Annotated in this window: 23 protein-coding genes; 15 read left to right on the forward strand and 8 right to left on the reverse strand. The window is 62.8% G+C overall.

Annotation, left to right across the window (positions count from 1 at the left end; all coding sequences use genetic code 11):
• Both GLO27_RS19225 and GLO27_RS19230 read left to right on the forward strand, forming a co-directional pair.
• Positions 1–993, forward strand: a complete 993-nt coding sequence (locus GLO27_RS19225; protein WP_136054597.1) for a metalloregulator ArsR/SmtB family transcription factor — start codon at positions 1–3, stop codon at positions 991–993.
• A 25-nt stretch (positions 994–1,018) separates the two neighbouring features.
• The gene (locus GLO27_RS19230; protein ID WP_136054596.1) at positions 1,019–1,426 is read left to right on the forward strand and encodes an arsenate reductase ArsC; all 408 of its coding nucleotides are present in this window, start codon (positions 1,019–1,021) and stop codon (positions 1,424–1,426) included.
• Positions 1,427–1,451: 25 nt separating this feature from the next.
• Here the strand turns inward: GLO27_RS19230 and GLO27_RS19235 are convergent, their stop codons facing one another.
• Entirely contained in the window at positions 1,452–1,931 is a 480-nt protein-coding gene (locus GLO27_RS19235) for an HAD domain-containing protein (protein WP_136054595.1), read from the reverse strand.
• An 80-nt stretch (positions 1,932–2,011) separates the two neighbouring features.
• Entirely contained in the window at positions 2,012–2,614 is a 603-nt protein-coding gene (locus GLO27_RS19240; protein ID WP_136054594.1) for a hypothetical protein, read from the reverse strand.
• Positions 2,615–2,848: 234 nt separating this feature from the next.
• Between GLO27_RS19240 and GLO27_RS19245 the strand changes: the two genes are divergently transcribed.
• Entirely contained in the window at positions 2,849–3,208 is a 360-nt protein-coding gene (locus GLO27_RS19245; protein WP_136054593.1) for a hypothetical protein, read from the forward strand.
• Positions 3,209–3,352: 144 nt separating this feature from the next.
• On the opposite strand, the gene GLO27_RS19250 is transcribed toward GLO27_RS19245, so the two are convergent.
• Entirely contained in the window at positions 3,353–4,957 is a 1,605-nt protein-coding gene (locus tag GLO27_RS19250; RefSeq protein WP_136054592.1) for a DUF262 domain-containing protein, read from the reverse strand.
• 812 nt (positions 4,958–5,769) lie between these two features.
• Here GLO27_RS19250 and GLO27_RS19255 point away from each other — a divergent pair.
• The 7 genes from GLO27_RS19255 (at position 5,770) to GLO27_RS19290 (ending at position 12,463) form a co-directional block, all read left to right on the forward strand.
• Positions 5,770–6,339 (forward strand): SLATT domain-containing protein, encoded by a 570-nt coding sequence (locus tag GLO27_RS19255; RefSeq protein ID WP_208323991.1) that lies wholly within the window; start codon positions 5,770–5,772, stop codon positions 6,337–6,339.
• Positions 6,336–7,640, forward strand: coding sequence for a nucleotidyltransferase (locus GLO27_RS20360; RefSeq protein WP_136054589.1), 1,305 nt, complete (start codon positions 6,336–6,338; stop codon positions 7,638–7,640). Before GLO27_RS19255 ends, GLO27_RS20360 begins: the two co-directional genes overlap by 4 nt.
• Positions 7,641–8,905: 1,265 nt before the next feature.
• Positions 8,906–9,316 carry a translesion error-prone DNA polymerase V autoproteolytic subunit gene (gene umuD / locus GLO27_RS19270; RefSeq protein ID WP_167256560.1) on the forward strand — a complete coding sequence of 137 codons (411 nt, stop codon included), beginning with the start codon at positions 8,906–8,908 and terminating at the stop codon, positions 9,314–9,316.
• Positions 9,313–10,587, forward strand: coding sequence for a Y-family DNA polymerase (locus GLO27_RS19275; protein WP_167256562.1), 1,275 nt, complete (start codon positions 9,313–9,315; stop codon positions 10,585–10,587). The genes umuD and GLO27_RS19275 overlap by 4 nt, the downstream gene beginning before the upstream one ends.
• Positions 10,588–10,633: 46 nt before the next feature.
• The gene (locus GLO27_RS19280) at positions 10,634–11,065 is read left to right on the forward strand and encodes an HD domain-containing protein (protein WP_167256564.1); all 432 of its coding nucleotides are present in this window, start codon (positions 10,634–10,636) and stop codon (positions 11,063–11,065) included.
• A complete protein-coding gene (locus tag GLO27_RS19285; protein ID WP_167256566.1) occupies positions 11,058–11,873 on the forward strand; it encodes a hypothetical protein in 816 nt (271 codons plus the stop codon). The genes GLO27_RS19280 and GLO27_RS19285 overlap by 8 nt, the downstream gene beginning before the upstream one ends.
• Positions 11,874–11,917: 44 nt before the next feature.
• Entirely contained in the window at positions 11,918–12,463 is a 546-nt protein-coding gene (locus tag GLO27_RS19290) for a hypothetical protein (protein WP_167256568.1), read from the forward strand.
• Between the two features lie 88 nt (positions 12,464–12,551).
• Here GLO27_RS19290 and GLO27_RS19295 read toward each other — a convergent pair whose 3' ends face one another.
• Positions 12,552–13,259, reverse strand: coding sequence for a DNA polymerase (locus GLO27_RS19295; RefSeq protein ID WP_167256570.1), 708 nt, complete (start codon positions 13,257–13,259; stop codon positions 12,552–12,554).
• A complete protein-coding gene (locus tag GLO27_RS19300; protein ID WP_167256572.1) occupies positions 13,246–13,722 on the reverse strand; it encodes a hypothetical protein in 477 nt (158 codons plus the stop codon). Before GLO27_RS19300 ends, GLO27_RS19295 begins: the two co-directional genes overlap by 14 nt.
• Before the next feature lie 1,977 nt (positions 13,723–15,699).
• Between GLO27_RS19300 and GLO27_RS19305 the strand changes: the two genes are divergently transcribed.
• The 4 genes from GLO27_RS19305 to GLO27_RS19320 all read left to right on the forward strand — a co-directional run bounded on the left by GLO27_RS19305 (position 15,700) and on the right by GLO27_RS19320 (position 18,613).
• Complete coding sequence (locus GLO27_RS19305; protein WP_279588037.1) at positions 15,700–16,683, forward strand: replication protein RepA; 984 nt, start codon at positions 15,700–15,702, stop codon at positions 16,681–16,683.
• A 270-nt stretch (positions 16,684–16,953) separates the two neighbouring features.
• On the forward strand, positions 16,954–17,919 hold the full coding sequence (locus tag GLO27_RS19310; protein WP_208323992.1) for a formylglycine-generating enzyme family protein: 966 nt from the start codon (positions 16,954–16,956) through the stop codon (positions 17,917–17,919).
• Positions 17,916–18,281 (forward strand): DUF202 domain-containing protein, encoded by a 366-nt coding sequence (locus GLO27_RS19315; protein ID WP_167256576.1) that lies wholly within the window; start codon positions 17,916–17,918, stop codon positions 18,279–18,281. The genes GLO27_RS19310 and GLO27_RS19315 overlap by 4 nt, the downstream gene beginning before the upstream one ends.
• Positions 18,278–18,613, forward strand: a complete 336-nt coding sequence (locus GLO27_RS19320) for a DUF202 domain-containing protein (RefSeq protein ID WP_167256578.1) — start codon at positions 18,278–18,280, stop codon at positions 18,611–18,613. Before GLO27_RS19315 ends, GLO27_RS19320 begins: the two co-directional genes overlap by 4 nt.
• Here the strand turns inward: GLO27_RS19320 and GLO27_RS19325 are convergent.
• A complete protein-coding gene (locus GLO27_RS19325) occupies positions 18,597–19,313 on the reverse strand; it encodes a zinc-binding dehydrogenase (RefSeq protein ID WP_243844958.1) in 717 nt (238 codons plus the stop codon). The genes GLO27_RS19320 and GLO27_RS19325 overlap by 17 nt on opposite strands.
• Before the next feature lie 987 nt (positions 19,314–20,300).
• On the opposite strand from GLO27_RS19325, the gene GLO27_RS19335 reads away from it, so the two are divergent.
• Positions 20,301–21,068 carry a FadR/GntR family transcriptional regulator gene (locus tag GLO27_RS19335; protein WP_167256582.1) on the forward strand — a complete coding sequence of 256 codons (768 nt, stop codon included), beginning with the start codon at positions 20,301–20,303 and terminating at the stop codon, positions 21,066–21,068.
• A 248-nt stretch (positions 21,069–21,316) separates the two neighbouring features.
• Here GLO27_RS19335 and GLO27_RS19340 read toward each other — a convergent pair whose 3' ends face one another.
• Positions 21,317–22,855, reverse strand: coding sequence for an alpha-L-fucosidase (locus GLO27_RS19340; RefSeq protein ID WP_167256584.1), 1,539 nt, complete (start codon positions 22,853–22,855; stop codon positions 21,317–21,319).
• A complete protein-coding gene (locus tag GLO27_RS19345) occupies positions 22,855–24,348 on the reverse strand; it encodes a sulfatase (protein WP_167256586.1) in 1,494 nt (497 codons plus the stop codon). The genes GLO27_RS19340 and GLO27_RS19345 overlap by 1 nt, the downstream gene beginning before the upstream one ends.
• Positions 24,349–24,582 lie beyond the last annotated feature (234 nt).

The raw sequence follows: 24,582 nt of genomic DNA on the forward strand, positions 1-24,582 counted from the left end.
ATGAACGCCGTGCTGACCACCCAGGGCGACACCTGCAGTCCCGTCGCCAGCCACGCCATAGGCGTCGATGCGGCCACCTCGGTCGCCTCGACTCTGAAGGCGCTGTCGGATCCGCTCCGACTTCGAATGCTGTCCGCCATCGCGTCCGACCCTCGCGGGGAGTCGTGCGTCTGCGACCTCGCAGAGCTCGCCGACGTCGCCCAGCCGACGGTCTCTCACCATCTGAAGGTGCTGAAGGACGTCGATGTCCTCACCTCCGAGCGGCGTGGAACCTGGGTCTGGTACCGGATCAACCCGAACCGGCGCAGCGCCGTTACGGCCCTGCTGGAATCCTTCGCGCCCGCGACGCTCGCGCCGTGGAGTGTTCCCGACGGCCACGATGAGCCACGGCCCGACTTCGATGCGCGGGTGACCCATCTCGCAGATGAGCTCGCAGCGGAAGTCCCCGAGCTCGACCCCAACGTCGTGCTCACCATCGTTCGCGAGTCCTACACGGCCCTCGCCCGCACCGCACGAGTCACCTCAGCACTCGTGCCACTGACCGAGCGCTTCGCACGTCAGCGACTCGCCGACCTCACACGCGACCGCGACTCCGCTGTGCCCCAGGTGCTCTTCGTCTGCGTGGCCAACGCTGGGCGTTCGCAGCTCGCCGCCGCGCTCGTCAACAAGCTGGCGGCCGGCAAGGTCGTGGCTCGCTCGGCAGGATCGGCCCCCGCCGACGTCATCCACCCGCACGTCCGGTCGATTCTCGCCGAGATCGAAGGAGACGCTGCCGCCGAGCGCTTCCCGAAACCTCTCACCGATGATGCCGTCCGCGCAGCAGATGTCGTCATCACGATGGGCTGCGGAGATGTCTGCCCGATCATCCCGGGCGTCCGCTACGACGACTGGGCAGTCGGCGACCCTGCCCTCGCGTCGCGCGATGGTGTCGAAGCCATCCGTGACGACATCGCCGGACGCGTGCGCGCGCTCGTCGACGACCTTCTTTCTTGACCAACCCCTCGCACCAGGAGCAACCATGACTGACACGACCACCAAGCCCTCCGTCCTCTTCGTCTGCGTGCACAACGCCGGCCGCTCACAGATGGCCGCAGGCTTCCTCCGCGACATCGCCGGCGACCGCATCGAAGTACGCTCCGCTGGCTCCATGCCCGCCGACCAGATCAACCCGACTGCCGTCGAAGCGATGAATGAGCTCGGGATCGACATCACCGCCGAGCAGCCCAAGATCCTGACGACCGAGGCCGTGCAGGCATCCGACGTCGTCATCACGATGGGTTGCGGCGACGCCTGCCCGTTCTTCCCTGGCAAGCGCTACGAGGACTGGAAGCTCGACGACCCGGCCGGCCAGGGCATCGATGCCGTGCGTCCGATCCGGGACGACATCCGTGCGCGCATCGAGCAGTTGGTGAGCGAGCTGGTCTAAAGACCAGTCAGAACCAGCTGAAGCTTCAGCGGTTCTGATCTGTGCGCTCGAGGACGGCGGCGATTCTGACGACGTCTTCGAGCGTGAGACCCACATGCTTGTTCGGCCGCACGACGAACGAGGGAACCTCGGTCATTGCCGTGAGCCGTCGTGCGGCATCTTCTGGCGCACGGTCGTCCGCCCAGGCGACGGCGGAGGGCTTCACGTCGCGCACGTAGGAGATCAGGCTTTGCAGTCGCCAGCCCTGTTTCGGCCAGTTCTGCCAGGGCACGTAGGGGCCTGAAAGCTTGCCGCGAAGAGGCCCCTGGATGAGCCAAGCGACTTGATCGTGAGGCCACGTTGTCAGCCATGCCACGTCAATCTGAGAACCCTCGACGAGTTTGTGGAGTGCATCGACTACGTCATCATCAACGCTCATCCACGAACGCCATTGCGGCTGGTCTTCATGCAGAACGCGCTCTTCGTTTCGGTAGATCCGAGAAATGGTCCCGTCGACGTCGAGCACGAGAAGCTTGCGTTGGGGTTGCCGAGCTGACGGTGGCACTCTGTCGGCTCCTTGTGGTCATCGTGCGGCGAGTTGGACGCTTAGAGCGGAGCATCCCAGGTCGTGATCGCGAGCTCGACGCGCTCTTCCTCGAATGTGTTCACTGTAATGCGGGCATAGTTCCCGGACTGCAGGCGGATGCAGACGCGTCCATCCAGGCGATGAGGCTCGATCGTTTTCGTGGGGGCATACCCGGTGGCGACGGCGCAAGTCTCATAGGCGGCTTTTCCTTCGGGAAGTAGGAGCACATCGATATCCCACAGTGAGGTCAGAACTCCGTCCCGGGACTGGAGGGTGTCCTTCTGGATCCGATCAGCACCGTTCCCGAAGTTGGGGAGCGTGGAGTTCAGATCTATCGAATCGCCGCCGTCGGCCAAAGTTACGGTGCCGATGTTTCGTGCAGCAGGCACTTGCTCCGGCGGGATGCTCGGCGGGAGCGCAGCCAGGAGTTCCCGGTTCTCTGCGCGGAGGTCCTCGATGATCTCCTCGCGATCAGTGAGCAACGCCTCGGCGGACGCCACATCTTGGTGAAGCCCGTTGATCGTGGCGTTGAGATGAGCGACATCGGAGTTCAGGTTGGTCACCCATACGCCGAGCGCGATGCTCACGATAGGAGCAACGACGGCGAGCGAGTTCGCGATCACGCCGAGGACGCTAGAGTGTCGACCCAATCGAAGATTGCCGCGCTCGACGCGCGAAGAATTGAAGGACGTCTGAGGCATGAAATCGCATACTGGGGCGTGCCATCGACATCGTCGCACCACTGACCGCTTACGTATGAATCAGCTCACGGACACCGCAATCCGATTCGAATCGTTGCTCAGACAACCTCCCGCGCGCACCCGGATGGCGCAAGATGTAAGCGGGAGGCGATGCCCATGAATCTCTACCTCGTGAGGAACCCTGACGGCGTGCCTGTCTGGGTTGCGTTCGAGAGTGACCAGGAGCGCCTGTACACGTACGTGCAAAACTCCGGAAGATTCCATCTGAACCCGGGAATCTACAATGACTTCTACTTCGAACACAAGATGACGTACGAACCATTGGACGAGGCGGCCGCGGAGGAAGCGATCCTGAGCGGTCTCGGCCTCCTGGACGAACGCACGGTATCCCACATCATCGGGCGCTACCACCGGGATCCGGACGCCATCTCACCCGAAACGGTGTTCGTCCATGCCCTCGAATCATCGGGCACCACAGCCCAAGTCAGAAGCGAGGCGAAAATCCAAGACCCCTAGCGTCGAGCTTTCGCGCTAAGCGCCAATCTGGCGCGACCGCCCGCGATCGCGGAGTTCGGGTACGAACGTCTAGGCCCACGGACCGGGACGTGACGGGTCGAGACATGGCGCAGGATGCAAGAACCCGAACGGTGATGGACGAGCTCACGCGCCTGGCAGCGGCGGGATTCCTGTTTCCATCAGCGAGAGCGCATCAAGGATGAGATCCGCTGTCCGTTCCGTGATGAACTCAGTCCAGTCGTCCGTGAACAGCTGTTCTGGTATCAGTTGTGAATGAAGGATCGGGCCGATGTTCTTGCCCATCAAGCCTCGGTAAGAGGACGGAGCCTTATCGGAAATCTCACGGTTCTCGGATCTGCTTAGGAACGCGAAGTTTGCGAGGCAATCGATGCGAGCGCCCTTGAGATCGACGCCCTGCCTAACCAGGTATGCCTTTGGGAAGCAGTGATGATACTCACGGCGGTTTGGCTCGGCGAGCACCTTATCGAGGGCGATTTGGTTACCGCTCAATAGCGATCGGGGATGATGAGCGGCAAGCTGCAGGATGAACGCCTTCGTTGCAACCGTTCCCGTGTTGAAGCCGCGCGACGTGTAGAACGAGGGATCGATGCTCGAGGTGACGTCGTCCAGGGTGTGTGGCTGGTCTAGGCGGAGCTTGACGGCCTGCTGAACATCCGATTTCACGTTCCGCGACGGGTTGCCGCTGTACCGATGTGTAAACGACGTGCGCCAAAACCAACGTACGAGGGCGTCGCGGTGGTGGGCCGGAACCGATTTGCCTTGCCGCTGAGAGAAATATGCAGCAAGCGGGATCAGCAACGCCGAGTACGGCAAGAACTTCAGGTGCCGAACTTGGAGGTTGCTTCGTAGAAAGTCAATGGCCGCGTCCAGCGCCTTCGACACCGAGTCGAACTTGTCGCGCACCTCAGCACCGTTGACGTCAATGAGCGCCGTGGGAGAAGGGTCACCTCGAAGCACGGCAGCCGCGCACCGAAGCATCAGGTCGTTATCGGTGCCGACATCTTGAAAGCCGAACTCTTCAAATCGCTCCGCGAGTGCCTCGAACTTTGCCTGTAGATCGAAGTCTTCACTCCAGGTCCAAGCTGTCAGCAGTTGGAAGGTGTCGAGCTTGATCCCGAGCCTGTTCACACGTTCAAAGACGATAGCCACGCTGGCTCTGTTCTCTTCAACGAACGTCTCGACGGGGATAAGAGTGCCCGCGAACCGAGACTGGGCGTTGACAATTTCTGTCAATCGATCGTCATCCAGGCGCCGCTGTTCGAGAGCAAACTTCACCGGGTCGAAGAAAGTGCGCAGTGCGAAGTGGCGCTCTGGGTCAACTGCGGCGGAAGGGAGAGCGACAAACTTCGAGTCTTGGGCATCGGCCTGCGCTTCGAAGTCGTAGTAGATCGGAAGCCAGACCGCGGGGTCCTCCGCCTTTGCGGGCAGAGCGGTCTGGAAAGTTGCAAAGATGCTGGTTATTCGCTGCTGCCCATCGAGGACGTAGTCCAGCGGATAGTCCGCCTCAGGGTTTGGTAAGGCAAAGCCTCCAAGCTCCTTTTCGGTGCGTAGCTCCGTGCGAGTTCGCCAGAGCAACACGGATCCGAACGGATATTGCTTGTAGATCGAGTCCATCAAGAGTGCGGCGCGCTCGGGATCCCACACGAAGTTCCGCTGGAACCCCGGAACGCGTATTTCGCCGTGCATCACACGTTCGATCAGTCGTTGGATCTGCATGGGTTCACCCATTTCTTACCTCATCCGTTAGGGGGTACCGCGCCGTTTCAACCTGATGTTCTTCACCACTCGTAGACCGCTGCTCCGCCGATCGTGCGTGTGGGCCGCTTCACCGTTCCGCCGAGCAGATCGACAACGTCCCCGCCGTCGATGTGCTCCGAGCCGCCTCGCGTACCCATGTTCTCGATGACACCCGAGACGTGAAGGGACCCCGCCAGCCGTCCGCCACGTTTGACGATGACTCGTCCTCCCTTCGCAACGTGAACGCTTCCACTTTGCTTGCCCCGAACTGTGACCGTTGCCTCGCCTGCAACATGGAGCGAGCCGGTGTGGGAACCGCTGATGATGACCTGGGCGCCAGGCTCGACCTGCAGTGAACCACTGTGTGAAGCACTCGGACCGATCGTGAAGACGCCGGAGTGGACACATATGCCACCGCTGTGAGAGCTCCGGAGCGTCTCATCCGTCTCGACGATCGTCCGAGGAACCGTCGTCTGCGAGCCGTCAGGGCCGATACGGATGTCGTCGTCGTGTGAGTGCATCTGCTTCCTTGCAGTTCGAGGTGTGAATTTCCAGAATAGGGCGGTCGGTGCCGGCGCAGGGGCCATGAAACTCACATGACTAAGTGCCCGCACCAGCTCGGCGACTGCGCCCTGTGACTTCCGCCAACGTCGCCGACGTCATTTCTGGGGCTCTAATGGATTGAGGATGAGCTATCCGGAGAGATCCGCTCGTGATGTCGGTGGTCGCCGCTAGCATTCACATGCGGCGGGCTGCCGTCGGAGGCTGGGGGAAAGATGCGACAACGAACGGCAGAACCGTCAGTGGCGAATCGTTTGTTGCTTCTCAACCAGGTGAGGGAGCTGTACGGGCGGATCGCATACACCCAGAAGACGCATGAGAAGCAAGCTGACATCTGCGCGATGTCCTCGCGGAGGCAACGAGGGTGGAAGGTCGTCCTTACAGCGGTTGGGTCAGGGACGTTCCTTGCCTCCCTCTTCGGGGTGCTTCTGGAACCGCAGTGGGCATCGCTTGCTACTTCATTCATCGCTGTGCTGGTTACGGCGGCGAGCCTGGGCGACCGGACATTCCGGCACGGCGAGGAGATGCAGCAGCACCGCGATACAGCGGCCCAGCTTTGGGATTTGCGGGAGTCCTATCTGTCGCTGATTGTGGATCTGAAGTCGGAAACGGTGTCGCTCGGCCAAGCGCTGCACAGAAGAGACGAGCTACAGAAGGCCGCTCAAGCAGTGCTCAGGGATGCCCCGCGCACGACGCCACGGGCGTACACCATGGCTCAATCCGGTCTGAAGGACAACGAGGATCTCACCTTCAGCACGGAGGAGATCGATGTGATGCTGCCGCAGGCGCTCCGAGAGAATGGGGCGCAGTGATATCACAAACCGGCGATATCTTCGATGGTCTCCTAACCAATCTGAAGGTCAACACAGCTGAGAGCATCGCAGACCGGCGGGACGAAATCACGAAAGCGCTGAACAGCGAGTTCCGAGGTTTGACCGGCTCCACGGCGAACAAGCTGATGGTCGGTTCCTACGGTCGTTGGACAGCGATCAAAGGCATATCCGACCTCGATCTCCTGTATGTTCTGCCGGCGAGTCTGCGCGACACCTACGAGCAGGAAGGCGGGCCACTCAAAGCGCTGCAGCGCACGCGAGCCGCGATCCAGAAGCGGTACCCGACCACCACGGTCGGAGTCGACAGGCTCGTCGTCGTGGTGGAGTTCTCGAACTTCACGTTCGAGGTGCAGCCCGTGTTCGAAAATGACGACGGGTCGTTCGACTACCCAGACACTTACAGCGATTCATGGAAGCTGACAAAGCCCCGCGATGAGATTTCGGCGATCAGCGAAGAAGACACGTCGACTAGCGGCAACTTGCGAAGCCTGTGCAAACTCGCTCGAGCGTGGCGGAACAAGCACGGAGTCGTGATGGGTGGACTGCTGGTAGACACCCTCGCCTACAATTTCCTGACATCTACGACGGAACATCGCTCGGGCGCATCCGAAACCTACGGCGAGATGATGCGCGACTTCCTTCTGTACCTCGCGGACCAGGTGGACCACGATTTCTATCTGGCGCTCGGAAGCCGCCAGCGCGTTCGAGTCAAGAAGCACTTCCAGAAGAAGGCTGCGTCCGGCGCTGAGCTTTGCACTGAGGCCGTCAACGCTGCTGGTCAGAAGAACGAATACAAGAAGTGGAGAGCGGTATTCGGGAAGTCCGTCCCAGCAGTAGTGAGTGGAGGAGAGACGGCTCTTGCAGCCCGATCGTTCAACGACACAGAAGAGTTCATTGAGGACACTCATCCCGTAGACATCCGTTTCTCTGTCGAGATCAGCTGCACCGTGACCCAGGACGGATTCCGTCCTACCTCGCTGACCGCATTTCTCAACCTGTTCTCGCGACTGCCAGCAAAGAAGCAACTTGCCTTCGCGATCGACAACACCGACGTGCCGGGCTCGTACGAGGTGCGGTGGAAGGTGCTGAACCGAGGAGCCGAGGCTGAGCGGCGGGATCACATACGCGGTGAAATTATTCGTCCAACACACGGCACCGAGCGCCGCGAAGTGACTTCCTTCCGAGGGAACCACTACGTGGAGTGCTACGTCATCAAGCGCAACGTTGTCGTCGCTCGGGGGCACATCGACATTCCGATCGCAGCAGAGGCGGCTTCCTAGGCCGCCGCGCTCCGAGGGCGGCGGATGCGCATGCTCCGCCGCCTGCGGGCCGATCCATACTGCCAGGGTGGCTGGTTCTCACGCCTCTTGAGCGAGTAAAAGTGGCCGATCATGCTGATTCGCGCGGCGCTTCCGGCGAAAGGCGAGGCCGATGAAGATGTCCGTCGTCGAAATTCTGACAAGTGTCATGAGACAAAATCGCTCTATGTGCCAGCTGCAGCTGTCCCGGAAATTCGCGGGATCTGTGTCTCATCTCATGACAACTCCCGTGAGATCGGACATTTCAAGCAGGTTTCGACCGGTCTCGCTCACGAGATCTGTCGCGTGCTGTCCGGGTGTCGCGCCGACGAGAGGGGCGCATCTCACGGCCTCACTGCGCTGGTCCCGCGGTACGACGCGAGGTTCATGCCGCAGGTGGATGCCGGAGACGTGTGCCCGTGAATAGCGTGGGGGAAGCCCACGCCGCGCGCCGGAACGGAGAAGCCAGATGCTCGAGCTCGTTGCCCCCTTCCTCATCGCTGCTGTGGGTGCCTTGGTGGTCTGGTACGCGGACGCCTGTCGCCGCGGAACCGTGCGCAGGCAGCGGATCCTCGGCTACCGCACCGCCCTCACGATGCGCGATCCGAAGGCGTGGATCACGGTTCACCGCGCCACGGCGCCGATGTTCTACCTCGCTGGTGGCGGTGCCGTTCTCGCCGGATTGGCGGGCGGGGGGCTGGCGATGCTCGGCATCACTGCAGCTGTACCCTTCGTCCTCGGGGAGCGATCGTCTGGCTGCTCCTGTGGACGGTGCTCTCCGCCATTCCGGGGGCAGCCGCCGCGCGAGACTACAGGGGGCTGGGCGATCAGGCGACGGCGGAGCGCAGTCCTCGGTGATGCGAGAACGGTCACCCGAGCAACGATCGCCCTTGGGCGACACAAAGCCGCTTTGAGTGACACAGGTTCCCCGGGTGGTGACACTGTGTGTCACCGCAAAGACCGAGCTGCCGCCTGGCGATGAGAGATCGAGAGCACGCCCTCGTGCCCCGCTGCCGCGAGCTCAGGGGCTCCGATACTCCCGGTGCCGGCGGGAATGATGGGTCGGCCGTCGCGCCCTAAGATGACTCGGCTAGGGGACGAATACACACGATTTCCCGCATGATTCCGGGGGAGCGGTCGCGCGGAGGACTCGTGAGCGCCCTGGCGCGGGCGTACACTCTACGAATAGGGTTTCGAAAGTTTGGGAACGGGTGCCTACAACAGTCGTACCTCTGTACGCGTACTCAATGACCACGGATCCCATTCCGCTGCCGCAGCTGCTCGACGCGGTCCCTGCGGGTTTCCCCAGCCCGGCCCAAGACTATGACGCCGGCCCGATCGATCTCACCGAGCTGCTGATCGAGGACCAGGCCGCCACCTTCCTCGTCCGCATCTCCGGAACATCCATGGTCGACGCCGGGATCCACGACGGCGACGTCGTCATCGTCGACCGATCGAAGACGGCGCTCTCCGGGGATGTCGTCGTCGCGATCCTGGACGGCGACTTCACCATCAAGCGCCTCGTCCGAGAACGCGGCACCTGGGCGCTGCGCGCCGAGAACGCAGAGTGGCCCGACGTCGTCGTCGACGAACTCTCCACACTCGAGATCTTCGGGGTGGTCACCGTGAGCCTCAGGTTTCATCGGAGCCGGAGATGATCGGACACGTCGACATCAACAGCGCCTACGTGTCTTTCGAGAGAATCGTGAATCCGCGTCTCGAGAACCGCCCCTGCGTTGTGTTGAGCAATAACGACGGAATGGTCGTGGCGTCGTCGAAGGAGGCGAAGGCCATCGGCCTGGATCTCGGCAAGCCCTGGTTCGAGCTGCGGCCGCACGCGAAGAGGCTCGACCTGACTGCCCTGTCGTCGAATTATGAGCTCTACCAAGATTGCTCGAACAGGGTCATGGACGTGCTGTCTCGCTTCACCCCAGATCTCTCCGTCTACAGCATCGACGAGGCATTCTTCGAGGTGAGTCCGCGGATCGCGAAAGACCCCGAGGCGATGGCCGCCCTCGGCCGAGACATCAAGGACACCCTCCGCCGGCTCATCGGCGTTCCGGTCTGCGTCGGGATCGCACCGACGCGCACGTTGGCGAAGTTGAGCAATAAAACGGCCAAGCGGATCGCGGTGTTCGACGGGGTGTGCGTGTGGCCGGCGACCAGGCCCGAGTGGCGCCACGCACTCATGTCCCGGCTCCCGGTCTCCGAGGTGTGGGGGATCGCGTCTCGCCTCGAGCGCCGCCTGGCGGGTATCGGCATCACGACGATCGCGGATCTCGCGGCCGCGGATCCCGTCCTCATTCGGAAGGCGTTCAACGTGGTCGTGATGCGCACGGCGCTCGAGCTGCGCGGGGTGCCGGCGATCGCCGCCGAAGAGGATCGCACGGGCAAGAAGGATCAGCTGATCGTGTCCCGCAGCTTCTCCGAGAAAGTCACCACCCGAGACGGGATGCGCCAAGCGTTGTCGATCTACGCCCAGCAGGCGTCGACCCGGCTCATGAAGCACCAGCAGGTGGCGAAGATCCTCACCGCCTTCGCAGGCACCAGTCACTACACCGAGCAGATCCGTTACCCGTCACAGATGGTGCGGCTGCCGTTTCCCACCGCCGATCCCGTGGGGCTCACCCGCGCCGCGCACCGGCTCCTCCCACAGATCGAGGAAGGGGTGAAGTGGGCGCGGGCGGGAGTCATGCTCACCGACCTGAAACCGGCAGCCGTCATCCAACCGCTCGAGCTGTTCCGTCATGCCCACGAAGACGCCGGGATCGCCACCATCATCGACCAGGTGCAGAAGAAGGCCGGGCGTGAGGTCCTCGGGCTCGGGTGGGGAGGGATGCGCCCCGGCCCGTCCTGGCAGATGCACCGCGGCATGCTCTCCAAACGCGCCACCACGCACTGGGATGAGCTGATCGTCGCCCGAGCCTGAACGGAGTCGGACCCCCTCTCTAAGATGAAGGTAGAGGGGGACGAAAATGCGAGATCAGTTCAGCACACGCGCCGAGGCGATCGCCCGCGCCGCGCACGCCGGCCAGGTCGACAAGAGCGGTCAGCCCTACATCGATCACCCAGCCCGGGTCGTGGCTCGCGTGCGGGGGGATGAGCTGCTGGAGGCGATCGCCTGGCTCCACGACGTCGTGGAAGACACCGACGTGCAGCTGGTCGACCTGCAGGCGGAGTTCCCTCTCGAAGTGGTCGACGCCGTCGATGCCATCACCCACCGGCCCGGCGAACCGCGCGCCGACTACTACGCCCGCGTCGGCCGGAACCCCCTCGCGCGTCAGGTGAAAGACGCCGACATCGACGACAACACCGATCCGGCGCGCACCGCCCTCCTCGACGACGCCACCCGTTCCCGACTGGCCGCGAAGTACGCCGCGGCACGAGAGGCCCTCTCCAGTGTGTAGATCATCTGAGGACGGCGGCCGCCGCTGCCTTGACCACCGTCACCTCCGCGAGGTCGACGTCGACGACCTTCGTCCTGCGGCCACCGACGATGCACCCGACGTCGATTGGGGAGAGCACCCGCCGTCGACGGCAGAGCTCTACGACACCTACGGCTCCACCGTCGCCGGCGCCGCGATCCACAAGCTCGAAGAAGTGGCGGCCATCGAGCCGGAGATCACCGCGGCGATCATCGACGCGGCCCCGGCAGACTGCCGGATGCACAACCTCGAGTACCGGATGAAGTCGCCGGCATCCCTCGCAGGCAAGATCGAGAGTCGGATCCTCGTCGACCCGACCGCGACGCCGGTGGAGATCACGGGGCGCCTCACCGACTTCGTTCGCTACACCGTGGTCGCACCGATTCCCGATCGAGTCGTCCCTGCCGCACAGGAGACGCTGGAGGGTCTCGTCGCCAAGGGGTGGGAGGTGAAGGAGATCGAGCATTCCTTCGTCGACGGCAACCCGTACAAGGGTCTGCACTCGATCGTCGTGCACCACAGCGAGACCGACCAGGACGTCGAGATCCAGTTCCACTCCGAAGCCGGCGCCGCGATCAAAGACCGCTACCACCACGACTACGAAACGCTGCGCGATCAGACGCAGCCCTACCCGACGCGCGCCGCGGCCCACACGACCATGGTCAACGCCTGGAACATTGTCCCGACTCCGCCGGGCCTCGTCGACCTCCACATCGGCAGCGTCGTCGCCGTCGAGAAGGCCTATGGGCCACCAACACCTCCCACCCCGCCCCCTACCAAGACGGACTAAGATAAACTAAGATGTAGGCAATTGAGAATGGAGCGAGGAACACCATGAACCTCTATCTGGTCCGAAACGCCGCCGGCACCCCGGTCTGGATCGCGCACGAAGACAACGAGCAGCGCATCTGGACCTACGTGCAGAACACGGGCAAGTTTCACCTCAACCAGGGCCTCTACCGCGACTTCTACTTCGAGCACGCGAACACGTACGCGCCCATCAGCGCCGACGATGCGCTGCAGCAGATCCGCGGAGGCATCGGCAAGCTCGATGAGCAGACCGTCGGCCACCTCGTCGAACGGTTCAAGCAGGATCCCGCCGCACGAACCGTCGAAGATGTTCTCGGCTCCTCACCGGTCCCCACGGCGCGCCAGCAGGCGGAGGCTCGCGTCAACGCGCTCGTGCAGGCTCCCCGGGGGAAGTGGATGACCTGGAAGTCCTACCGGCTCGCAGAGAAGCAGCTCGCTCACGTCTCAGCGCGAGATCTCCGCCTGGGCAGGATCAAGATCGTCAAGACCAAGGTCGGCGCCGTCGAGTCGCGCCTCGAGGAAGACGGCGAGAACGTCAACGTCATGGTCGCGCGCGCCGCCAACGGATAGTTCGACCGCGCGACACAGCCACAACCAGTAGCGGCCGCCCCCCTCGATTCAGGGAGCGGCCGCTACTGCTGTGTAGGACGAGTCTGGATCACTCCACCTCGGGGGTGATCGCCCCGCGGTAGACCAACAGCTGGTGCAACACAGGATGAGGGTTCGTCTCCTGCAGCTTCACCAGTGCCGCGGTCGCAACCGACGGGCCACGCGACGTCGTCGACGTCGACGGAAGGCCGAGATCCCCGAAGAGCACCTCCTGCAGCTGCCCGCGATCCTCGAGGTTCACCTCACGGCCGAGCAGTCGATAGATCTCCTGCGCTGCGGCGAGCGCGGTGGTTCCGATCGCTGCGGCGCGGACGCGGCCTTTCTGGTTCTCTGCAGCTGCGCGTCGGCCAGCGATGAAGACGTCGGCTTCGAGCTTGTTGAAGAGAGGGGTGCGGACGCCGGCGGGAGTGACCGGTTCAGGGAAGCCGTGGATGTACTGGCCGCTGGTGGGGGTGCCGTACTTGTATGCGGTCTTGAGTGAGATCTGCAGGGCATCGGCGAAGTAGGAGAAGTCGACGAGCTTGGTGAGGTCGATCTTGATCGGCTCGGGCGTCGGGTTCTCAGGCGCTCCAGCCTTGCGGTGTGCGTCGATGTAGCGGTCGGCGTCGACGCGGCGGAACAGGGGGGAGCGCTGGCCGGGGTTCACCGGCTTCGGGTAGTCGTCGTGGCGGTGCCGGTACTCGCGTGCTTGCTGAGCGCCTTTGAGGCCGATCCCGGCGGCGATGTAGTCGTATCCGACGAGGTCACGGCTGGCCATGGTCATCCTCCTGCGTGTCGGTGAGGTCGTGGTGAGCGTGGATGGTGGGGCGGCGCCAGTCGGGGTCCGTCTCCTCGAGCTCGCTCGAGGTGAGGATCATCTGATTGGGGTCGGTGGTGCCGCGGTCGAGGCGGGCGCGGATGCTGGTGCCGAGCCGGTCGATGTAGCGGTGGGCGGGGGAGTGTGCCCAGTCGCCGGCCTTGCTGCAGGCGTCGATGTAGGCCAGGCGGGTGCGTTCCAGCTGGAGGATGAGCTCGTCGACGAGCGTGGGCGTGAGGAGTTCGGCGACGGGCTGCCACTTGTAGGGCTCCGCGGATGCGGCGAGCGCGGCGTCGGTGAGGATCTGGCCGAGTGTGTCGGCGTCGGTGACGAGGCGTTCGTGGTGGGTGGTGAGTTCGTCATCGGTGCTGAGCGCGGCGACGGCGGCGGTGACGAGGAGGTCGATGCTGTCGCGGTGGAGCATCAGCGGGTGCCTTTCGTGATCGTGGTGGGGGTGCGGGTGATCGACGAGGTAGGCGGCACCCGGCTGGAGCTGCTGGGAAATGTCAGGTTCACAACAGGCTCGGACCACCGTCCCGCGCGTGGCGGGGGTGCTCGACAGCCGGGTGCCTTGGCTCATGATATCCGCGGTGCTGCGGCGAGCGCGGCGCGGGTCGTGTTCGGTGTGGGCGGGATTCGTGGGGTTGGTCATTGGCTTCTTTCCCAGATCTTGTAGGCCTGGTGGAATTCGGGGGTGTCGTCGAGGCCTTGGGTGACGAGGCGGTCGAGGTAGTCGTTGAGTTCGGCTTGTGACATCCGCTGGGGGTCGGGTTTGTCGCGCTGCTGCAGGCGTGTGGTGCAGGCGCGATCGTTCGAGCATTCCCCATCCTTCGGAGCCCCAGGGCACGTACCCGCGTGTCCCGATGCGGTGGCATCGGGGGCATCGGTGGCATTCGAGGGTCTCGCCCGGTTTGCGATCGCCGGCGCTCACCGGCATCGCTCCCTGGATGCGGCGAGCGCTGTGCGTTGACGGCGGGCGAATGCGGTGTGGTCGGTGCGGCTCATGCGGAGGGAGAGGCGGGCTTGCGCTCGCGCGGGGTGCGGCCTTCGCTGGAGTATCCGCATCCAGGCTTGGGGCAGTCGATCAGTGTCTCAGTCATCGAGGGTGCCTCCTTGGGGGGGATGCGGCGAGCGCGGGTGTGTCCCATGTGCCGTCGGGGTTGAGGGGCGGTTTGCCCGCGTCGACCCACCGGCTCACGGTCGCCCAGTCGGGGCGGGGGCCGGGTGGGCGCTCGCCTGTGCTCATGCTGTGCCTGCCTATGCCGACAGCCCATCACGCTTTCTCCTGGGTGATTTGTGAACCTGACATTTACAGAGTACGGGGAGCCACCGACGTCATCCTTGGCGCCGAATCGAAGACCAGCGGCGAGCACCCGATTCCTGTGTGACTGACGGAGGACCCCACTCATCTCCTGCAGCTACGAGGGCGACCCATGGACGCTGTCGGATGGTGTCCGGCAGGCAACCGGGAAACGCAGCGTTGCGACGTGTGCTGTGAGGCAATATGGGCGTGGGCAAAAGAGCCGCTGGAAGTGCTGGTCGACGCCATCGCCGATCAGCAGCGGTTGCTGTGCTCTGGGACCGCGTCGACGTTCCTCAGCCCACGGGGTGGGCGGCGATCTTCGAAGAGATGACGAGACAGCCTTCTTCTCACCATTGGGCAACGCGCAGCTCTAGTCGTCGGGCGGGTGCGCGTCGCCACCGGCCAAGGGCCTACCTTCCCTGAACTCTTCCGCGAACTTCTTACGAATACCGAGGGGTCCCGAAGCCGCTACCCGCGGAATACACCTACATCGATCGTCGCTACGCGGTAAATCGGTTCCGCTACGGCGTGCGATCGTGTGGGCTGATTTGGGGTGGAACAGGTGGCGGCGCGGCGTCGAACGCAGCTTAGATATTGGACCTCGAGCTGTTCGCGCAACGCGCAACGCGCAACGACGGCTGAGTATTTCAAAATCGGGCGGGACGAATCTCCAAGACACACCACACAGTCTTTGAGGAGAGTGTCTCAGGGTTTTCTCTATACCCCATCGAACTCTGCAGGCTTGTGGATAACCCAGCTCAGCATGGGTTCGGGGTTCGAATCGGTATCCCTATCGGGTTCGAAACGGTATAGAAGTGTGCCCTTGGATGTCAGTGCTGGAGCGAAGATCAATCGTCGCCTAACCTTTCATTCCTAACTGTTAACCTTGCGGTGCCCAGTGCAACCATACGACGCGCGCGCGAAACGTCGACACATCCCCTCCTGGACCTCATCGCACAGCCAATCGAAGCCACCTACTCGCATAGCAACACAGCTCAGGTGAGAAGATGAGACCAGCCCAGATTGCATGCTTCGCCACAATGCCGAACGGCTCCCGGTGGACGACAGCCACGCGACGAACAAAGAGGTCAGTCCGAAATGACACCCGGCTCACAACCCGACGAGCGAGGTGTGCGCACGCCAGCGAGAGACCTTGTCCGAGCACTCAACCATCTCGGATCACTGGAACGAGGGGAGCTTGAAGAACGCTACGGAGTCGCTCCGTCCCTCTTCACCCAGTTCGGCCTCTTCCCTCTCACCGCCCCGGATGAATCCGCCCCGCTCTGGTCACGCAAAAATCCTTTCGGCGCAGTCACCATAAGCCGGGGGGTTGCTCTCGACCGCGAGGGAAACCTGACTCTCACGCGGTACCCAGCCGGCGGGTTGCCTCGCTTGTTCCTCGTCGATCTCGCAAGTGAAGTCCTCGCCGCGCAGCGCCGCGGCGAAGAGCACCCTGAAGTAATCGACCTTGGCCGCACCCTCAACCGATACACGACCGAGCGACTTGGCCTCCGTAAAGGCAGCCAAAACCGCGCCGTGCTCGAACAGGTGACAGCAACAGCCCGAGCAACGATCACGTTATCCACTACCGAGACCGATGCCACTACCGGCCGCCGAAAAGCGATCGCATGGGATGCGCCCAAAGTCGCCGATCGCTACGAGCTCTGGATGCCGGAACAGGAGACCCTCGACGGGTTCGAACCGTCGATCACGCTCTCACCCGCATTCGTCAAACTCGTCCTCGAAGGCCAGCGCGTCCCCGTGCGCCGCGACCTGCTCGCCCGCCTCGCAGGCAAGCCCATGGCATTCGACATCATGCTCTGGCTCGGTAGCGTCACATACTGGCTCCACCGCTCCGGCAAGGCGGACGCCTTCTTCGAGTGGCCCTACCTCTTCGCAACCTTCACCCACGACTACTCGACCCTGAACAACTTCACCATCAAGTGGAAAGCCGCGCTCACCGAGGCAATGCGCTACTACCCAGAGGGCCGAGTCGAGATCGTCAGAGGCGTACGAGGCCGCGCCGGGGGGATCCGAATCTACCGCTCACCCTTGCTGATCGAACCACGACGAGGCGATTGACTGTTATACCAAATCGAACCCACCCCGAAATCAGTTCGAACCGGTATAGGTAAATTCGCCGATTTCGCTGTGCTGAAGCCCAATCCCAAGCGACTAAGACTCATTCCGCTAGAGCTCTACACCCAGCCCTATCGAAACGTGCTTTAGAAGTCCAAGCACGTTTCGGCGCTTCTGTCAGCCGAGTTCGATCACGGACCGATACGCTGTTGATGCTGCCAATCATCGATGATGGTTAGGTCGGAGTGGTGATGTTGATGTGGAGGATAGGTGATGGCTGGTGTCTCAGAGAGCTGCGATTGCGGGTGTGGTGCTCCGGCACGCTCGGCATTCTCTCCGTTTGTTACGCGCTCCGAGCAAGTAGCGGTGCAGCACACTAGCGGCTCACATGGTATCGAGCAGGCGGTGATTTCCGCAGGAACTTTCGTGATGGGTGATTCGTCTGGTGATCGCAATGTCGCCGATGGTGAGATGCCGCTGCATCGGGTGTCTCTCTCGGCCTTCTCGATCGATGTGACCACTGTCACGAATGAGGCGTTCGCGACGTTTGTCGATGCCACCGACTATCGCACTGAAGCTGAGCAGTTCGGCTATTCGGCGGTGTTCCACCTTGCGGTGACGGCTCCCGATGATGACATTGTCGGTGTGCCGCCTCAGACGCCGTGGTGGCGTGGTGTGCGCGGCGCGGAGTGGCGGCGACCGGGCGGTGCGGGCTCGAGTATCGATGACCTCGGTAATCACCCGGTGGTCCATGTCAGTTGGAATGACGCGGTCGCGTACTGCGAGTGGGCGGGTCGCCGACTGCCTACGGAGGCCGAGTGGGAGTACGCGGCCCGCGGTGGGATCGAGGGCGCCAAGTATCCGTGGGGTGACGACGAGGTCGATGCAGGGGGCTGGCGCGCCAACATTTTCCAGGGCACCTTCCCGACGTTGAACACAATTGAGGACGGCTGGGCGACGACAGCGCCAGTGCGCGCCTTCACTCCCAACGGGTACGGGTTGTGGCAACCCGTCGGCAATGTGTGGGAGTGGTGCGCTGACCGCTTCGATGCCTCGTACTACCTCTCATCCCCGTCGTCCGACCCGACCGGCCCAAACATCGGCGACGCGCGGTCGCTGCGCGGCGGCAGCTACTTGTGCCACATCTCGTACTGCAATCGCTACCGCAACTCGGCGCGTTCTCAGAACACACCGGAGTCATCCATGGGCAATACCGGCTTCCGGACGGTGGCTCTGTGAGCGCACGCGGCCGTTTTCCCGCCTCGGTGTACGCTCACGGGACTGAGCCCGATGCCCGCTTCACGCTGGCGAACGAGCGCACCTTCCTCGCCTGGATCCGTACCGCGCTGGCCCTCCTCGCCGGTGGCGTCGCACTCGAACTCCTCGGACTAGAACTGAAATCGGAGCTGCGTCTCGCGGCCTCCCTCGTGCTCGTACTCACCGGCATCGCGACGCCCGTGCTTGCCTGGTTTGGATGGGGAAGAGCCGAGCGGGCGATGCGCCTCTCACAGCCGTTATCGTCGTCGCCGCTCGGCGCCGTCCTCGGTATCGCCGTCTCGCTGGCCGGCCTGCTTCTGCTGCTGGCGATTGTGCTGCGATGACCCTTTTCGATCCTGGACTCCAGCCGGAGCGCACCGAATTGGCGTGGCGGCGCACCGCACTCGCACTGGGTGCAGGCTCTCTCGTCGCGTTTCGACTGCTCCCCGCGACGTTCGGAAACCCGGTGTGGGCGTTCGGTGGTGTCGCCGGGCTTGCGGTGGCAGCCGGGTTCTGGATTGCCGCGAGGCAACGGTACAGCGCAGTGAACGCGGTGCTCTCTCGCGACGGTGATCGCGGGATGCTGCCCGGCGCATTGCCGATCGCGGCTCTCGCAACGGTCGTGCTCCTGATCGGCCTATCATCCCTCGCGGTCGTCATCATCGGCGCAGCATGAGGTAGACCACGCGGCTTCGAGCCGAATCATCCCCGCCTGAGAAGAGCAACGCTCCCGAGATTCGCAGTTCTCGCCAGAGCACGCGCTGGAGATCGACCGGCCGAGGTTGAGGGTGAATGGCGACGACGACGATTGTGCCCCGCATCTTCGCAAGCGACGTCGCTCCCAGCACTGCGCCTGCCGCACCGGACACTTCGAACACCACGTCGGCGCCCGCTTCACCGGTCCACGCCCCGACCGCAGATACCTGGTCTTCGGCGCGGGGATCGAGGGTGCGGAAGCCGAGGTTGCCGACGGCGGCACGGCGATCATCGTCCACCTCGGCGCCGAAGTCCCGCGCGACCGTCGCGATCAGCATGCCGATGGGGCCGGCGCCGATTGCGTCGGGTTGACCGTCCGCGGCCAGTTCGGATCGGCGGGCATCATGTACGGCGTCGGCAACGGGGTCAACAAGCGCAGCATCGTCAAGGGCCAGCGTGTCGGGCATGCGGACGAGGTTGGCGGGCACGTTCCACAGCGGCTGGAGCCCCGGGGAGTGGATGCCGATGAAGTTGAGGTTCTGGCAGATGTGCTGGTTGCCCGCGAGCTCGCGGGTCCTCCGCGTGTCGGCGTGCGATACCAACTTCCTCGTCGCTTCGACCGCGTTCGCTGGTACGGGCGAGGGCCTGGGGAGAGCTACCCCGAACGCAAGCGGCAGCATGATCGGCTTGTGGGAGGCGCGGATCGATGCTTGCCCGTACATCCTGCCGCAGGAGCACGGACTGCGCACTGATGTGCGCTGGTATGAACTGACCCACTCGAAGAGCGGCCAGCGCGTGCACGTTAAGGCCATAAACGCTCCTCTGTCAGTATCGGCGACTCGTCACACGTCCTATGAGTTGCACGCGGCACTACACGCCGACGACCTAGGACGTGTTTCCCAAAGCTCGAGAGGCTTCCCTAAGAGACTTGCGGGGTGGCGGGCACTCATCATGTCGAAGTGTGGGTCGCGAATCTCACGGGGCCGGCGCATGACCGTCGAAGTCCAGGCGTGAATCATCTCGCGTTCAAGGGCGGCGACGCCGACCAGATCGATCCCACGTGCCATCGCCGGAATAGCGGCGGTGCCGCTTCCACAGCGTCTGCCACGGCCCGAACGAGCGCGGCACGTCCCGCCACGGCGTCCCCACCCGATACCGCCAGATGATGCCCTCGATCACCCGTCGGTCGTCACGAAACGGCCGGCCCCGACGCCCCGCAACGAGGATAGCAGCGGCCGAATCCGATCCCACTGAGCATCCGTCACCACCTCATCTCGAGTCACTCAAGAATCACCCGCGAACATCCGCAAGGAATTAGGAGAAACGCCCGTTGACGATGAGCACTTTATCCTGACCATCGACGGTGTGCACGACGTGTCGTCGGCAATCACGCGTACGGTCCGGAGGTGTTGGAGTCATACCGCATCACGCGGGTCGGCATTCGTTCGCTCACTCGCTCAGTGTTTTAAGCGAGCGATCCGACGTCCGAACATGAATTGAAATTGGCTGAGAGTCCTTTTCGTCACAGTCGGTCAGCAGCACTTCACAGTGTTACACGGTCGCACTCCCCGCGAGTCCAGCCGATACGAACCAGTAGCCAACGCCAAAGTCGGTGCAGCCCAATGATGACCAGCGGATGGGGTGAGTAACCTCGCTACAATGGTCAGATGAATAACGGGGTTTCAGAGCGTGTCCGAGAGTCGACGGTATCTCAGACCGATGTCGTGGTCGAAGGAATCAAGACCATGATCTTGACGGGCGAACTGAACGCCGGTTCACGGTTACCCATCGAACGCGACCTGGCTGCACGCCTTTCTGTGTCCAGGGGGCCGCTCCGCGAGGGTGTCCGAGCGCTATGCACCATGGGCATCTTGACGACACGTCAGGGGGATGGCACATACGTCACCTCGCTGGATCCCGGACTGCTTATGGAGCCGATGAGCTTTCTTGTCGAGATGCAGGGCGGTCGGGGATCGGGGCACATCCAGGCAGTGCGACGGGTGCTCGAATGCGAGGCGGTTGCACAGGCATGCTTACGCATCTCGGACAGTCAGCTCGCGCACGCTTCCGAAATCATCGAGAGAATGGGGGAGTTTCTCTCAGCAGACGCACCGGATCACGAACAGATCATGGACGCAGATATCGCGTTTCATCGGATCATTGCGCAGGCGTCCGAGAACCCGGTACTGGAAGGATTGATAGATGCGCTTGCCGGGCGTACTGTCCGTGCTCGGCTGTGGCGCGCGATCGCCGACGACGATGCTGAAGCGCGCACGCATACCGAACACTTGGCCATTCTCGAGGCGTTGCGCCGTCGTGATCCGGACATAGCTCGCGTTCGGATGGCGAGCCATCTGCTCGAGGTCGAGGGCTTCCTCGAGCAACGTCCCACGAACGAGATCGTCTCACCGTTGCTCGCGCCAACGACTCGCTGAGAACGCACCACCCCCACGATCTCGTCCCTACAAGAGAGACACGCCCATGTCGATGCGACGTACAGAGAAGATGGTAGACAACTGGCGATTCAGCTATGAATGCGACATTGCTGCCGACGATCGCGTCTACGGCAATGTGCAGATCATCGCCAACGAGACAAGCCTGTGGCAGAAGGCTGGCAATCACGGGCTGTCCCGTCCCGTTGGAGTCAGCCAAACCGTCAGCAGTCCCTATCCGGGAGATGAGGTCAGTGGGCTTGCACGAGTGGCGGGATACGCGGTGCGTCGACCGTGGGCGGGACGAATCGGATGCGGAGGACAGGCATCCGTCCGGAATCTCCAGGAAGCTCGACTGTGAGGCCGTCGGGACCCTGCGCCCACTCGAGGTCGGTGCCGTCGGCAAGGAGCTGCACACGGGAGATCGAGCCTCCGAACGGTGACGCGGAACCGAGAGTACGGATCACGACTGCATCGCCGGACTCGCCGCCGAGCACGGCAGCGTAGAGGTCGCCGCGGGCGGTGCTGAACCGGATGTCGTCGCGCGTAAACGGGGTCCGTGCCACGTCATTGAACGTGCCGGGGGTGATTCGAGTAGGTCCCTCGCCGTAAATGTCCCATGGTTCGGTGCCGTAGATCGCTTCGCCGTTGGCATCGAGCCAGTTACCTATTTCGAGGAGCATGGCGGCTTCCTCGTCTGGAATCCGGCCATCGGACGTCGGTCCCACGTTGAGGAGCAGCGCACCGTTCTTGCTGACGATGTCGATCAGGTCGCCGAGGATGTCGTCGACGGTCTTGTACTTATGGTCATTGATGTGCGACCAGGAGTTCTTCGATAGCGAGGTGTCGTTCTGCCAGAACTCGGGATGTGCTTGGGCAACCTGTCCTCGTTCGATATCGAGCACCGCGGTGCCGGGAGCGAACGCATTGAACTTGTAGTTGATGGCCACTTCCCGATCCCATTCCACCCCGCGGTTGTAATAGAATGCCGCCAGTCGGCGCAGGTATGGCTCGAAAGCGGGCTGCTCGATCCACCAGTCGAACCAGAGCAAGGATGGCTGATAGCGGTCTATGATCTCGGCGGTACGTACCAACCAGTCCTCGAGAAATGGCTTGTCTGGCTGGAGCGTCTCGGGTGCGGCGGGGCCGTAGAGGGCGCGTGAGAGGCCGACATCGAGGACGTCGGAGTCGCCGTGGGCGCCGCCGTTGAAGAACCACCAGTTCTCCGCGCGGTGCGAGGAGGCACCGAATGTCATCGACTGCGTCGTGACTGCGGTGCGAAGTTCGCCCAGTACGTCGCGCTGTGGACCCATGGCGGCCGCGTTCCACGGCGTGAACTCGCTCTTGTACATCGCGAACCCGTCGTGGTGTTCGGCGACGGGGACGACGAAGCGCGCACCGGCCCGCCGAAACAGAGTGGCCCACTCGTTCGGGTCGAAGTTCTCGCCGCGCAATGCAGGGACGAGGTCCTTGTAGCCGAAGTCGGATTGTGGGCCGTAGGTGGCGCAGTGGTGACGGAACGTCTCGCTTCTGGACTGGTACATCTCGCGGCCATACCAATCCCCACCCGCACCTTCACCGGCGGTCTCGTCGCGATGAGCGGGAACCGAGAACACGCCCCAATGGATGAAGATGCCGAACTTGCCTTCGCGATACCAGCGCGGAACGTCGACCTTTTGCAGACTCGACCATTCGGCATCGTACGGACCATTGCGGATCACCGCGTCGATCAGCGCGAGGTAGTCGCGGTGGGCGGCGGTGTCGAAGTATGGGGTCGCGTCAGTGGTCATCAGGAACTCTCAGAATCGGTCGGGGGCACGGGGACTACTTTCTGATTGGGGTGGGGTGAGTCTCCAACCGCACGCTGCGCATTCGCAAGATCGGTGATCAGTCGGTCGCGGACTTCTCGATATGCCGAGTCGTAGAAAACGTTGCGAAGTTCATCGGGGTCCTGCTGCAGGTCGTAGAGTTCCCATTCGCCCGAGTAGTAGAACTGGCCCGTTCCGGGCAGGCACATGCCGTCGTTGTAGAAATAGATGATCTTGTAGCGCTGATCGCGGTAGCCGTAGTGGCCGGGGACATTGTGCCCACCCTCGTGTTCCCAGTACCGGTAATAAAAACCGGCGGCGGGGGGTTCGGGATCGGGAGCGTCGGTACTGTCGATCACGATGTCCGGCCAGAAACTGCGCCCCTGCATGCGCGGGTGGGGTGACGCCTGGGCGGCGTCCAAGATGCTGCGGGCGAAGTCGACGTTGGTGATGATTCCGTCGTGGACTCGACCAGATGCGAGCGCACGCGGATAGCTCATGACCAACGGCATCCGGATCGATTCCTCGTACATGAAACGCTTGTCGAACCAGCCATGGTCGCCGAGAAAGAAGCCCTGATCGGAGGAGTACATCATGACGGTGTCGTCGAACTCGCCGCGCGCATCGAGCCAGTCGGTGAGGCGGCCGACGTTGTCATCGACGGATGCGACGCACCGCAGGTAGTCCTCCATATAACGCTGGTACTTCCATAGCGCCTCCTGCTCATAGTCGAGCCCAGGAGGCGGATCCTGCTTCAGGTCGCCGAAATCGAGATGGTCGGCGACGCGCAAGGTGCTGCGCCGTGCCGAGGAGGTGCGTGTCTTATAGTCGTCGGTGAAGGTCGCGGGTACCGGGATCGGGTCAGAGTACATTTCGGCATGGGCTGCATCCGGTTCCCACGGGCGGTGGGGGGCTTTGTGGTAGACGAGCATGCACCAAGGCTCGTCACCTTCTAGGCTCTCCACCCAATTGATCGCGAGATCGGTGATGATGTCGGTCGCGTAGCCAGGGACAATTCGCACCCCGTCTTTCGACAGGAACTGCGGGTCGTGGTACTCGCCCTGACTAATCAGCACATCCCAGTAGTCGAATCCTTCGGGGTTATGGCCCTGTCCCTGCCCCAGGTGCCACTTGCCGATCATTGCTGTCCGATAGCCGACCTTGCCAAGCTGCGTGATGAACGTCGGCTGGTACGCATCAATGTCCATGGACAGCGTCTTGACGCCGTTAACATGACTGTGCGTTCCGGTGAGAATCGATGCTCTGCTGGGAGAGCAGAGCGAATTGGTGGCGAAGCAATTATCGAATCGCCACCCGCGGTCCGCGATTTCGTCGATCCGGGGAGTCCGATTGACGACAGAGCCATACGCGCCGATCGCATGTGCGGCATGGTCGTCGGTCAGCACGAGGACGATGTTCGGGCGGCGGGATGATGCGTCGGGCCGATCACTGTCCGGCGAGAATTCTTCGCTCATTGGTCATATGTTACAGATGTCTCAACCGATAGTCTAGCTGATACGGGCCCAGAAGCGGATTATAGATCTGATCTATCCATCCTCTCCCGTGGGTCTGCCTGTCTAGGTAGCCTCATGTTGATCTCTGATCAAACGTTTGTGCATGGCTTTGCTCGACGCTAGCCTTTCGATGTAGTGATGCGGAACGACACTTCCCCACCGCGGACCTCTCGAAGAAGTTAGGAGTCTGGGCGC

This window comes from Microbacterium sp. Be9 (assembly GCF_011754135.1).
In the GTDB taxonomy this organism is placed as follows: Bacteria; Actinomycetota; Actinomycetes; order Actinomycetales; family Microbacteriaceae; genus Microbacterium; species Microbacterium maritypicum_A.

Excerpts from the sequence above, each read along its gene's own strand:
- GLO27_RS19225 (WP_136054597.1), top strand. The coding sequence starts at position 1 with ATGAACGCCGTGCTGACCACCCAGGGCGACACCTGCAGTCCCGTCGCC.
- GLO27_RS19230 (WP_136054596.1), top strand. The coding sequence starts at position 1,019 with ATGACTGACACGACCACCAAGCCCTCCGTCCTCTTCGTCTGCGTGCAC.
- GLO27_RS19245 (WP_136054593.1), top strand. The coding sequence starts at position 2,849 with ATGAATCTCTACCTCGTGAGGAACCCTGACGGCGTGCCTGTCTGGGTT.
- GLO27_RS19250 (WP_136054592.1), bottom strand. The coding sequence starts at position 4,957 with ATGGGTGAACCCATGCAGATCCAACGACTGATCGAACGTGTGATGCAC.
- umuD (WP_167256560.1), top strand. The coding sequence starts at position 8,906 with ATGACCACGGATCCCATTCCGCTGCCGCAGCTGCTCGACGCGGTCCCT.
- GLO27_RS19275 (WP_167256562.1), top strand. The coding sequence starts at position 9,313 with ATGATCGGACACGTCGACATCAACAGCGCCTACGTGTCTTTCGAGAGA.
- GLO27_RS19280 (WP_167256564.1), top strand. The coding sequence starts at position 10,634 with ATGCGAGATCAGTTCAGCACACGCGCCGAGGCGATCGCCCGCGCCGCG.
- GLO27_RS19290 (WP_167256568.1), top strand. The coding sequence starts at position 11,918 with ATGAACCTCTATCTGGTCCGAAACGCCGCCGGCACCCCGGTCTGGATC.
- GLO27_RS19295 (WP_167256570.1), bottom strand. The coding sequence starts at position 13,259 with ATGGCCAGCCGTGACCTCGTCGGATACGACTACATCGCCGCCGGGATC.
- GLO27_RS19300 (WP_167256572.1), bottom strand. The coding sequence starts at position 13,722 with ATGCTCCACCGCGACAGCATCGACCTCCTCGTCACCGCCGCCGTCGCC.
- GLO27_RS19305 (WP_279588037.1), top strand. The coding sequence starts at position 15,700 with ATGACACCCGGCTCACAACCCGACGAGCGAGGTGTGCGCACGCCAGCG.
- GLO27_RS19310 (WP_208323992.1), top strand. The coding sequence starts at position 16,954 with ATGGCTGGTGTCTCAGAGAGCTGCGATTGCGGGTGTGGTGCTCCGGCA.
- GLO27_RS19320 (WP_167256578.1), top strand. The coding sequence starts at position 18,278 with ATGACCCTTTTCGATCCTGGACTCCAGCCGGAGCGCACCGAATTGGCG.
- GLO27_RS19325 (WP_243844958.1), bottom strand. The coding sequence starts at position 19,313 with ATGCTGCCGCTTGCGTTCGGGGTAGCTCTCCCCAGGCCCTCGCCCGTA.
- GLO27_RS19335 (WP_167256582.1), top strand. The coding sequence starts at position 20,301 with ATGAATAACGGGGTTTCAGAGCGTGTCCGAGAGTCGACGGTATCTCAG.
- GLO27_RS19340 (WP_167256584.1), bottom strand. The coding sequence starts at position 22,855 with ATGACCACTGACGCGACCCCATACTTCGACACCGCCGCCCACCGCGAC.
- GLO27_RS19345 (WP_167256586.1), bottom strand. The coding sequence starts at position 24,348 with ATGAGCGAAGAATTCTCGCCGGACAGTGATCGGCCCGACGCATCATCC.